General features: G+C 43.9%; 6 protein-coding genes and 2 rRNA genes. 2 read left to right on the forward strand and 6 right to left on the reverse strand.

Annotated features, from left to right (window positions below; all coding sequences use genetic code 11):
• Positions 1–475: 475 nt before the first annotated feature.
• Both AVL57_RS00170 and rrf read left to right on the forward strand, forming a co-directional pair.
• Positions 476–3,469, forward strand: a 23S ribosomal RNA gene (locus AVL57_RS00170).
• A gap of 169 nt (positions 3,470–3,638) precedes the next feature.
• A 5S ribosomal RNA gene (rrf, locus tag AVL57_RS00175) occupies positions 3,639–3,754 on the forward strand.
• Between the two features lie 688 nt (positions 3,755–4,442).
• Here rrf and AVL57_RS00180 read toward each other — a convergent pair.
• The 6 genes from AVL57_RS00180 to imuA all read right to left on the reverse strand — a co-directional run bounded on the left by AVL57_RS00180 (position 4,443) and on the right by imuA (position 12,030).
• Positions 4,443–4,970 carry an acyloxyacyl hydrolase gene (locus AVL57_RS00180; RefSeq protein ID WP_057794987.1) on the reverse strand — a complete coding sequence of 176 codons (528 nt, stop codon included), beginning with the start codon at positions 4,968–4,970 and terminating at the stop codon, positions 4,443–4,445.
• A gap of 136 nt (positions 4,971–5,106) precedes the next feature.
• Positions 5,107–5,913: a transporter substrate-binding domain-containing protein gene (locus tag AVL57_RS00185; protein ID WP_082605005.1), complete on the reverse strand. Its 807-nt coding sequence runs from the start codon at positions 5,911–5,913 to the stop codon at positions 5,107–5,109.
• A gap of 63 nt (positions 5,914–5,976) precedes the next feature.
• Entirely contained in the window at positions 5,977–6,774 is a 798-nt protein-coding gene (locus AVL57_RS00190; protein WP_057794986.1) for a type 2 periplasmic-binding domain-containing protein, read from the reverse strand.
• A gap of 68 nt (positions 6,775–6,842) precedes the next feature.
• Positions 6,843–9,914: an error-prone DNA polymerase gene (locus AVL57_RS00195; protein WP_057794985.1), complete on the reverse strand. Its 3,072-nt coding sequence runs from the start codon at positions 9,912–9,914 to the stop codon at positions 6,843–6,845.
• Positions 9,914–11,317, reverse strand: a complete 1,404-nt coding sequence (locus AVL57_RS00200) for a Y-family DNA polymerase (RefSeq protein WP_057794984.1) — start codon at positions 11,315–11,317, stop codon at positions 9,914–9,916. Before AVL57_RS00200 ends, AVL57_RS00195 begins: the two co-directional genes overlap by 1 nt.
• Positions 11,317–12,030 (reverse strand): translesion DNA synthesis-associated protein ImuA, encoded by a 714-nt coding sequence (imuA, locus tag AVL57_RS00205; RefSeq protein WP_057794981.1) that lies wholly within the window; start codon positions 12,028–12,030, stop codon positions 11,317–11,319. The genes AVL57_RS00200 and imuA overlap by 1 nt, the downstream gene beginning before the upstream one ends.
• Positions 12,031–12,081 lie beyond the last annotated feature (51 nt).

The raw sequence follows: 12,081 nt of genomic DNA on the forward strand, positions 1-12,081 counted from the left end.
TGTTTTTGTGTCATGTTGGACCATGAATCCTAATGAATTTTTACTCGAATGAGTAAGCATTGATTAGGGTTTTTTACTCTAAGGAAGAAAGTAATGCTTTTAGCATGAAATATCCAACGTTCTTTAACAATTTGGAAAGCTGATATTTAATTAGTAAATCAATCAAACGAAAGACGTACTTACTACTCTACTTGACTTGAATTGCTTGTTATCAATCTTAATTTGATAGCAAGGCAATTTCACGATTAGCTTGTCATGCATACAACTGAGTTAGATCTCATCCAGTCCTGATTTCAAAAGGCGGGAGAGCTCTTCGCTCAATCATTGTTTTAATATCACTTCGGTGTGTATTAGCGCAATGGGCGAGGTAACAGTTTCTAGTCGACTAAATCGACGCGTAAGCGAAGGCACATACTTTTAGTATGTAACTGAGCGAACGAGGAAAATTTAGGAAGAATAGGAAGTGTTAACGAAGGCCATTTGGGGACTAAGCGTATACGGTGGATGCCTTGGCAGTTAGAGGCGATGAAGGACGTGTAAGTCTGCGAAAAGCTGTGGTGAGCCGACAAAATGCATTTGAGCCACAGATGTCCGAATGGGGAAACCCACCTATTTATAGGTATCGTTACATGAATATATAGTGTAACGAGGCGAACGAGGGGAACTGAAACATCTAAGTACCCTTAGGAAAAGAAATCAACCGAGATTCCCCTAGTAGCGGCGAGCGAACGGGGATTAGCCCTTAAGCAATTATGAACGTAGTGGAAGCCTCTGGGAAGTGGCGCGATACAAGGTGATAGCCCTGTACACGAAGTGTTTGTTTTTGTGAAATCGAGTAGGTCGGGACACGTGTTATCTTGACTGAATATGGGGGGACCATCCTCCAAGGCTAAATACTCCTAACTGACCGATAGTGAACCAGTACCGTGAGGGAAAGGCGAAAAGAACCCCTGTGAGGGGAGTGAAATAGAACCTGAAACCGTATACGTACAAGCAGTGGGAGCCCCATCACTAAGTGCCTTTAGTGATGTGACTCACAAAGTGCAACCGTTTGATAAGCGCGTAACGTTGACCTGCGAAGCAGCCAACGGTAAACCGCCAAAAATCAAGCAGGGTGCTTAGTGATGGGGTGACTGCGTACCTTTTGTATAATGGGTCAGCGACTTATATTTAGTAGCAAGGTTAAGCGAATAGCGGAGCCGTAGCGAAAGCGAGTGTTAACTGCGCGTTTAGTTGCTAGGTATAGACCCGAAACCCGGTGATCTAGCCATGGGCAGGTTGAAGGTTGAGTAACATCAACTGGAGGACCGAACCCACTAACGTTGAAAAGTTAGGGGATGACTTGTGGCTGGGGGTGAAAGGCCAATCAAACCGGGAGATAGCTGGTTCTCCCCGAAATCTATTTAGGTAGAGCCTCGGACGAATTCCATTGGGGGTAGAGCACTGTTAAGGCTAGGGGGTCATCCCGACTTACCAACCCTTTGCAAACTCCGAATACCAATGAGAACTATCCGGGAGACACACGGCGGGTGCTAACGTCCGTCGTGAAGAGGGAAACAACCCAGACCGCCAGCTAAGGTCCCAAAATATTGCTAAGTGGGAAACGATGTGGGAAGGCATAGACAGCTAGGAGGTTGGCTTAGAAGCAGCCACCCTTTAAAGAAAGCGTAATAGCTCACTAGTCGAGTCGGCCTGCGCGGAAGATGTAACGGGGCTAAGCAATATACCGAAGCTGCGGATACGTGTTTACACGTATGGTAGGGGAGCGTTGTGTAAGTGGATGAAGGTGGATTGAGAAGTCTGCTGGACATATCACAAGTGCGAATGCTGACATGAGTAACGATAATGGGAGTGAAAAACTCCCACGCCGGAAGACCAAGGTTTCCTGTCCCATGCTAATCAGGGCAGGGTAAGTCGGCCCCTAAGGCGAGGCAGAAATGCGTAGTCGATGGGAAACGGATTAATATTTCCGTACTTATATAATCAGTGATGGAGGGACGGAGAAGGCTAAGCAAGCTTGGCGTTGGTTGTCCAAGTGAAAGCAAGTAGGCCGAGTGTTTAGGTAAATCCGGACGCTTAAAGCTGAGATGCGAGACGAGCTACTACGGTAGTGAAGTTGTTGATGCCCTGCTTCCAGGAAAAGCTTCTAAACTTATGATTATATAAACCGTACCCCAAACCGACACAGGTGGTCAGGTAGAGAATACTAAGGCGCTTGAGAGAACTCGGGTGAAGGAACTCGGCAAAATTGTACCGTAACTTCGGGAGAAGGTACGCCCTTGTTTGTGATAGGACTTGCTCCTTGAGCAGATGAGGGCCGCAGTGACCAGGTGGCTGGGACTGTTTATTAAAAACACAGCACTCTGCTAACTCGCAAGAGGACGTATAGGGTGTGACACCTGCCCGGTGCCGGAAGGTTAATTGATGGGGTTATCTTCGGAGAAGCTCTTGATCGAAGCCCCGGTAAACGGCGGCCGTAACTATAACGGTCCTAAGGTAGCGAAATTCCTTGTCGGGTAAGTTCCGACCTGCACGAATGGTGTAACCATGGCCACGCTGTCTCCACCCGAGACTCAGTGAAATTGAAATCGCAGTGAAGATGCTGTGTACCCGCACCTAGACGGAAAGACCCCGTGAACCTTTACTACAGCTTGGCACTGAACATTGAACCTACATGTGTAGGATAGGTGGGAGGCTTCGAAGCACAGTCGCTAGATTGTGTGGAGCCGTCCTTGAAATACCACCCTTGTATGTTTGATGTTCTAACATTGGTCCCTTATCGGGATTATGGACAGTGTCTGGTGGGTAGTTTGACTGGGGCGGTCTCCTCCCAAATAGTAACGGAGGAGCACGAAGGTTAGCTAATCACGGTCGGACATCGTGAGGTTAGTGCAATGGCATAAGCTAGCTTAACTGCGAGACAGACACGTCGAGCAGGTACGAAAGTAGGTCATAGTGATCCGGTGGTTCTGTATGGAAGGGCCATCGCTCAACGGATAAAAGGTACTCCGGGGATAACAGGCTGATACCGCCCAAGAGTTCATATCGACGGCGGTGTTTGGCACCTCGATGTCGGCTCATCACATCCTGGGGCTGAAGTCGGTCCCAAGGGTATGGCTGTTCGCCATTTAAAGTGGTACGCGAGCTGGGTTTAGAACGTCGTGAGACAGTTCGGTCCCTATCTGGTGTGGGCGTTGGATGATTGATGGGAGCTGCTCCTAGTACGAGAGGACCGGAGTGGACGAACCGCTGGTGTTCGGGTTGTCATGCCAATGGCATTGCCCGGTAGCTACGTTCGGAACGGATAACCGCTGAAAGCATCTAAGCGGGAAGCCGGCCCAAAGATGAGTCATCCCTGACTTTTAAAGTCCGGAAGGGTTGTTATAGACGATGACGTTGATAGGCAGGATGTGGAAGCGTTGTAAGGCGTTAAGCTAACCTGTACTAATTGCCCGAGAGGCAGAGGCTTTATATCTTGAGTGTTGTAAGACAAAGCTGATTAAAGCAACGAGAGTAGTAGTACTCAGTGCTCAAAAGATTGATTACGTGAATATCAGAATTCCTAAATTGTTAATTATTAAAGTAATATGGACTAAATAAGTCGGTATTACGCAAACTAACGTTTGCAAAAGTTTTTGCTTGGCAGCCATAGCGATACGGTACCACCTGATCCCATTCCGAACTCAGAAGTGAAACGTATTAGCGGCGATGGTAGTGTGGGGTTTCCCCATGTGAGAGTAGCACACTGCCAAGCTCCCATTCGAAGAAAGCCCTTATCGTATGATAAGGGCTTTTTTTATGTCTAATAGAAAATAATATTAGCAGTTACGCCGTAGTAAAAAACTGAGCGTACTGCAGGTCCTCCTTGCGCGCTCATTCCAAAAAAGCATCATGATTCTGCACCCAGTGGTATATGAGCCACCGAACTCTGAAGTGAAACGTATTAGCGCATGCCGAGACTCGGCGGCCAGTAACTGGCGTGGGGATAGTGCGGGGTTCCGGTGACCGGCCCAGCCAGTGTGGCCCAGCTAGTGTGGCCCAGCCCCATGGGACAACGTGCAAGCCATGAAATGGTTGCCAGAGTTAGCACGGGGTGGCCCTCCACACTGCCATAGTTCGTTGTGAAGCAATCCCATTCGAAGAAATTGCTTCACAACGATTGCTTCACAACGATTGCTTCACAACGATTGCTTCACAACGATTGCTTCACAACGATTGCTTCACAACGATTGCTTCACAACGAAGCCTATCCTAACGGATAGCCTTTTTTTATGCTTGTAAGAAAGTGAACAGGCAATAAAAAGCCCCGCAGGGGCGGGGCTTAAACTAGGCGACTATTATTTCAATTCAACAAATTTAGGTATTCTCATAAGACTCACCAAGTGAAATAGACATAAAAGTATTTATGGGCATATAGCCCACTACGCTAGAAGTAATGACTATTAGAAGCTGTATGCGTACGACAGGTTCATGAAATCTAATCCAGGGTTATCACTATTAAACCCACCATTGGAGAAGTGCATGTAGCGCAAGGCGACGTGTTGGCTTTCATCAAGCTCAAGCACTAAACCGAGCCTATCTTCGAATTGGTAATTAGACCCTATATCCTTACCTGCTACTTTCTCATCATTAATGAAACTTGCCCCTATACCTGCTTCAACATACAAAGGGTAGTCATACACAGTGCTAATTTGTTTCATAAATATTGGCGTTATTGAAAGCGCGTAGCTTGTGCTATGGCTATTATCTTCGCCGTATTCCCAATGGTATGCGCTAAGTTCCCAGTAAAGTTTGATATTACCAATCCATCCAGTGCTTAAGTTATGTTCTATGGGGCGATAGGCAAATCGAATACCGTCGATATCGTCAAAGCCATGCATGTAATCAACGCTGACGGTTTGTTTAGCTTGAACTAAGCTTGGTACTAAAAGCAAAGCTAGGACGGTAAGTTTGAATGTATGTTTGAACATGTTGTCTCCTTAATATACAAGGAGAGAAGCAAAATTATTACCAGAAATAAAAGTCTATTATTTTCAAAGCATTAACGTTATTTAGAATGCTTATGTATTTTTTGCTATTTAATAATTTTCTTGAAATAAGTAATTATTACAGGGGTTTCCACACATCGTCTTCCTCAACATTTTGCTCTGTTCGAAACCTTTCTATAAGATCTTCAGGTAGACTTATATCGTATTTTTCGTAAATGTCAGATATCAACCTAGGGTTATTCACTAAGAATAGGTTTAACTCTTTTATTATTTCAGGGTGACGTAAAGTAGATAATAGAAAAGGGACATCAATAAAGGGAAGTGTAACATCAACGGAAAAAGGACCTAGTTGAGGGTAACTCTGTGTAAAATACTTTCCAACATGATATTCAACATCTACTGCATCCACTTCTTTATGTTGAAGTAGTGAAAGTGCATTATAAGTTTCTTCAATGGGAACTACAGATAAAAGGTTATCATCAATTCTCTTTTGCCATTTAACCGGCGTAAACCCCTGTGGAATAGCTAATTTCTTAATGAAGTTTAGCCCTTTTCCAATATCTTCCGATCTAATGAGTGTTCCAGATAAGGTATGAGCAACAGGTTTAGAAAAAGTTTTTTCACCTAGGGTTGTACCTTCGCTATTCCAACGGGGGTTATCAGGATAGACGAAATCTACATTCCCTTTATTTAATTCAATTTGTAACCTTCGAACGGGCATGTCTAAATATACGAATTCATGGCCTGATACATCAGAAAACGCTTCTAATATTGCCCAACCAACACCCTTATCAACATTCGAAGTGAAGTCATAGTGGGGAAAGTACTCAATATTTTGAGCACCAATAATATACTGTTCTGCTTGCGCTAAATTGCCGCCGAAAAAAAAGAGAAGGCAGTAGAAAGTCCGTTTTATGTCGCCCACTGATGTTACCTTATTGATGAATACTATTATTGAACACAGAAATTAATAGTAGCTCATAAACGCTTATTGAGGCTGCCAAATGTCTTTGTCTTCAATAGTAAATTCAGTTTGAATTTGTTGTGTCAGTGCTTCTAACGAAGTAATGCCGTAGCGCGATCTAATTGAATCAATAATCGCAGGGTTGTTATTTATAAAAGCATTAAGTTCCTCAATGACTTCCTGATGTCTTAATGCAGAAAGCATAAACGGGATCTCATTATGGGGCAGAGTAATATCCAATATGAAAGGACCGATTTGCGGCGACTGACTAGTATAGTAATTACCCACATGGTATTCGAAATCTATGGCGTCTACACGCTCTAGCTGTAGCAAGGACAAGCCTGCAAAAGTATCAGAGATGGAAACTATTTTAATAAGGTTTTGATCTAATCTTGTTTGCCAATTCACTGGAGTAAAACCAAGAGGCATAGCAATTCTCTTGATGGAGCTGATACCTTTATTTACATTTTTGGGTTTAACAAAAGTACCTGTAACAGCGCGGGTAAGTGCAATCGAGAAGTATTTTTCTTTGGTCTTAGTGACATCGTTATACCAACCTGGATTATCGGGATACACAAAGTCCACATGTCCTTTAAGCATTTCCATTTGAAGACGCCGAATAGGCATGGTTAGGTACGAAAACTCATGACCAGATGCTTCTGAAAAAGCTTCAAGTATTGCCCAGCCAACACCCTTATCAATAGGTGAAGAAAAATTATAATGGGGGTAATACTCTATATTTTGTGAGCCTACGATAAATTTTTCTGCAGTTGCCGCTGTACTAATCCATATCAGTAAAAGGCAAAACAACCCCTGCTTCATGCCATACTCCTACTCATTATGATAATAAAATACCCAAGCCTGCGCGAAGTGTATATACGTAATTGGACTTAGTGAAAATCTCTAGATGGCATAGAGATATTCTCTAGCCATGAAGTGCGGTCAATTAACTTTCCCGCAATAATATGAATAACCCCTTCCTTAGAGCGCTCAATAATACCATCAACTTGCATAAGTTTAGCTTTTAAAAAGGTTTTATGCTGGGCGCGCGAGGTCGCTTGCCATACGACAACGTTAATATTTCCGGTATGGTCTTCTAGCGTTAGAAAAGTAACCCCTGCCGCACTGCCTGGCGCTTGTCGCCCAGTCACGCATCCAAGTATTTTTACCATTGATTTATGGGGCTTTTGGCGTAAAGCTTTAGCTGGGGTAATAAAACCTAGCTCTCGCTCTCTGTGCAGCAGTGCCACAGGGTGATCGTTAACCGAAAGCCCTATAGAAGCATAATCTTCAATTAAGGTTTCTGCTACGCTCGGGGCAGTATTAAAAGTGTCCTCGTTACTAGTATTTTCAAACAGTGGTAAATCGGCTTGCTTGTCCATAAGCCGCCAGCGTGTTTGATAGCGATTACCTGCAATAGCTCTAAAAGCATCTGCACTAGCTAATGCTTCTAGCTCGTCAGAACGTATGGCGAGGGTTCGCACAGCCTCTATATTTTTATAACCTGCAGATGGCCTGCAGCTAACAATAAGGTTTGCACTCTTTTCGTTTAAGCCTTTTACAAGTGTTAGGCCAAGCTGAATTTGCTTCTCGTCTTTGCATTCAACAATCAAGTGTTCGTAGTTTGATGCATTCACGCAAGGCGCATGTACGGCAATATGATGACGTTTAGCATCTAGTACCAGTTGTGAAGGTGAATAAAAGCCCATTGGCCAACTGTTTAACAAGGCAACATAAAACTCTACAGGGAAATAATACTTTAACCAGCTAGACACATAAGCTAACACGGCGAAGGATGCTGAGTGCGACTCTGGAAAACCATAGCCAGCAAAGCCTTTAATTTGTTCGAATAGATTATTTGAAAAAGAGGCATCGTAGCCGCGTGATACCATGCCTTTTATCAGCTTTTCTTTGAACTCAAAAATACGGCCATCTTTTTTCCAGCTAGCCATCGCGCGGCGTAGTTGATCTGCTTCACCGCCACTAAAGCCAGCAGCTACCATAGCAAGTTTTATCACTTGTTCCTGAAAAATGGGAACGCCCATGGTGCGCAACAGTACTTCTTTCACTTCCTCAGAAGGATAGGTAATTGCTTCCTTTTTGTGCCGTCGTAGTAGATAAGGGTGCACCATATCACCCTGAATAGGGCCTGGTCTTACTATGGCTATTTGCACCACTAAATCGTAATAGCGACGAGGTTTTAAACGAGGTAGCATCGACATCTGTGCGCGAGATTCAATTTGAAATACGCCCACGGTATCAGCCTGACAAATCATATCGTAAACCTGTTTGTCATCGCCTAATTTGGTAATGAAAGGAATATCTATATCGACAGGGAATTGCTTGTTAAGTAAGTCGAAAGTGCGTCGAATAGCACTTAGCATGCCTAGTGCTAACACATCAACTTTAAGCAGCCCTAGCGTCTCAATATCATCTTTATCCCACTGAATAATAGTGCGCTCTTGCATAGCGGCGTTTTCAACAGGGACCAACTCATACAATGGCCCAGAACTAATAACAAAGCCACCAACGTGTTGAGAAAGGTGGCGAGGGGTACCCATTAATTGCTCGGTGATACTAACTAGAAGTTTTACCCTTTCATTCACCGGGTCGAGCCCTAAATTCGCGAGTTGAGACTGCCAAGGAATGACACTGTCTCGGCGATTAATTTGCTTCATCACAAAGCTTAATTGCGACTCGCTGAAGCCCAAGGCCTTACCTACATCTTTAAACGCTGATTTAAAGCGGTAGCAGATAACCGTAGAAGCAATGGCGGTTCTTTCCCTGCCATATTTTTCATAAATGTATTGGATAATTTCTTCACGACGTTGGTGTTCGAAATCTACGTCGATGTCAGGCGGTTCGTTTCGTTCTTTAGAAATAAAGCGTTCGAACAAAACATTAATTTGTCGTGGATCAACGGCGGTAATTTCTAAGCAATAACACACGATAGAGTTAGCAGCAGAACCTCTGCCTTGATAGAGAATTTTGCGCGCCTTAGCAAACTGTACAATGTCGTAAATGGTCAGGAAAAAGTACTCATATTCTTGTTCACGAATGAGTGAAAGCTCTTTTTCAATAAGTGCCCTCAGCGCATCGGTCAGGCCATCCGGGAAACGCACTTTTATGCCTGCTTCTACACGCTCTCTTAAATAGATAGTAGGCGATGTACCTTGGGGGATAAGTTCAGAAGGGTATTGGTAGCGTAGTTCTGCTAACGAAAACAGGCAGCCTCTCGCGACATCAATGGCATTGGAAATCCATTTTTCAGGGAACAGTTTTTTTAATTTTGAAACGGTACGCAAGCTACGCTCGGCATTGCTTAATGCTGCTCGCCCCAATTTACTTACTTGCGTATGTGCTTGGGTGGCATGAAGAACATGTTGAAGTGGAAGATTATCTACATGGTGCATAAGCACACCAGTACACGCCACTACAGGAAACTCAAATTTTTCCTGTAGTTGTGTGTAAGTCGCAAATCGATGATGGTCATACCCATCAAGTAAACGTTGCGCACCTACGTATGTTTTTATATTGGGCTGACTGGTTAGCCACGTCGCCCAGTAATTATTTTTTTCTTCCTGAGTATTGGGAAGCCATATAAAAATGCAGTGACGAATGGTCCGCAAGTCCCACTCTGCAAGTTGATACTCACCCTTTTGGCTGCGTCTTCTGGCATTTGTAATTATGCGACAAAGCTCGGTATATGCCGCTTTATTGGGGCAAAGTAATACAAAAGACAATGCATCATCGAAGCGGAAATAGCTGCCGACAATGAGCTTAATAGGGAGTTTTTGCTGTGTAATTTCAGCATAAGCTCGCACCACTCCCGCCACAGAACATTCATCGGTAATCGCTAACGCTTCGTATCCAAGAAAAGAGGCGGTAGTCACTAACTGTGCAGGCGAAGATGCCCCTGTTAAAAAGCTATAGTGGCTCTGACAGAAAAGTTCGCTATACATTAGCTGTATACGCCTTGTGTCCACCAACAGGCATTTACATCTTTAAAGACGAGCAAGCGTACACCGTGATTAGTTTCTGCTATAAAATAATCTTTCTGGCTAGCAGCGCTACTCCACCACTGCGTTTGAAGTCGTATAGGGCCAAAGCAAATACGTGTTGGTAGATTTAGGGGCATGGGGCGCTCAAACAAAAATGTCGGAATGATATCAGCGGTATAAGCAGGTGTAGTTTCCTCTACTTGATTGACTGTCATGCCTTCAAAAGTATGACTGTTTCCAGCTTTAGGGTGAAGCGTGCTGTTGTCGCCTAATTTGGCTTTTAACCTTCCAACAAGTTGCTTTTGTGCCACTGAGGTAAATCGATGAGAAAAAAAATCATTCCCATCGTTTTCAATGGGCTCAAATTGCTGGCAGGTTAGGGATATAGCGATAGCGGGCTCGGGCAGTAGAAGGGACTCAACTTTAAGCTCAACCAGCGCTAACCAGTCTTTCTGCGTGGCAAAAGGCATAGCACCATTAACCGCTATAGATAAAGGCTCTGCTTCTCTAAAATGCACCTGAAAAAGTATAGATGACGTGAGTAAATTGCGTGCGCGTAAGTAGTGTTCTAACGAAATTAGTAGCGCTTTAATGCTCGGCAATAAGTGTTGAGTGTTTTCCACTTCAAACGATAAATTTTTTAACTGCTTGAAGCTTATCGATGGCCTGAATAAAACGTATTTGGGAAAGGTTTCCCCCCGCAGTGCGGTTAAATAGCGAATAGTATCGTTTGAAAATCGTTGCCCAAGTTCATGGACGGGAAGTTTAAGTAGTTGGCCTACCTGTCTAACACCGACTTTAGCAAGTGTGGCAATGGTTTTCGAATCAAGGGCAGTTTGTTCTAGCTTACAGCGTGACAATAACAGAGTTATGTTTTCTTTATTATCGGTATAGCGATTGGTTTTATTTTTAGCGAGAAGGCGTGCTGCATCCACTCCCCATGCAGTGGCGAAATAAAAGTGAATACCAGTAGAATGTAGCTCGTTTGTAAGTACATGCCATAAAGCGTCAAGACCACCGTAATACTGCAGTAAATTGTCTAGTCGAATAGCAATGGCGTTGTGAGCTTCAATCACAATGTCTGAAGCGAGTGGGTATAACCGATGTGCAAGAAATAGAAGGGTCTCTTTTTCAGCTTCGCGATTAAACGCTAGAATGTGCACGTGAGGGCAAAGCGCAGCCGCTTGTGCAAGCCCTTGACCGCATTCAACACCTTCGTTTATAGCCTGAGAATTAGCTTGAACTACTTGGTTGCTTTGTTCGTGATAAACCACAGTAGGTATATCACCGTCTGTGAAGCCGCCATCTTTTTTATGGGAATCAAGAGTTAACTGATAGCAGTAAAAGTAAGCCCATAGCATCATTAAATCACCGAGTGTAATGCTGGCTCGGTGTTCTTATTGTTTTGCATGGCTGATTGAATGGCGCGATTGTTAGGGGTCCATGAATGGGGGATCACGATATCGGATACGGGCCATCCATGACGCTGTTTAATAATGTTAACAACCAATTGCGCATCACGAAGATGCAGACTTAAATCTAGGGTAATTGGAAAAGAAGCCCTTTGTTGGTTAGGGGAAGTAAACAGTAAGCACAGCGTATCGTTATGCGACGCCGCCACTTGCAAACGCCGAGCAGCTTTTGCATCCATGGTGTTATTCCAAAGCAATACACAATGACAAGCTGCACTTTTTAAGCATTGCTCTGCTGCCCACAAGGCTTCTTGATCTGTTTTTGGAAGCACGACGATGACTTGTTCTAAGTCTACGCCTAAGCTGCTTAACCAAGGCGCTTGGAGCTGGGCGGGTGGTTTTATAAATACACGTAGTTTGTGTGTGCGATGCGTAGTTAAAACATGTTTGAAAAGCGTGATTTCCCCAATACCCGTTAATGACGCAACTCTTACGACGCCTGATGTGGCGATACCACCGTGCAGGGCTTCATCCAATATAAGATTACCCAGCAAAAACTTGTTTTCGCTTACAGGCTTCTCTCGAGCTCGCCATATATGAGGGTGCTTATCAAAAAGCGCTGCCTTTGAACGAACTTCATTAATGGGTGAAATAGGAATATTCATAACACTATAATACTGTATATTTGTACAGTATTATAGTGTAGAGGTTTGTCT

The organism is Alteromonas stellipolaris, from assembly GCF_001562115.1.
Lineage (GTDB): Bacteria > Pseudomonadota > Gammaproteobacteria > Enterobacterales > Alteromonadaceae > Alteromonas > Alteromonas stellipolaris.

Coding starts and splice junctions, on each gene's coding strand:
- AVL57_RS00180 (WP_057794987.1), bottom strand. CDS start 4,970: ATGTTCAAACATACATTCAAACTTACCGTCCTAGCTTTGCTTTTAGTA.
- AVL57_RS00190 (WP_057794986.1), bottom strand. CDS start 6,774: ATGAAGCAGGGGTTGTTTTGCCTTTTACTGATATGGATTAGTACAGCG.
- AVL57_RS00195 (WP_057794985.1), bottom strand. CDS start 9,914: ATGTATAGCGAACTTTTCTGTCAGAGCCACTATAGCTTTTTAACAGGG.
- AVL57_RS00200 (WP_057794984.1), bottom strand. CDS start 11,317: ATGATGCTATGGGCTTACTTTTACTGCTATCAGTTAACTCTTGATTCC.
- imuA (WP_057794981.1), bottom strand. CDS start 12,030: ATGAATATTCCTATTTCACCCATTAATGAAGTTCGTTCAAAGGCAGCG.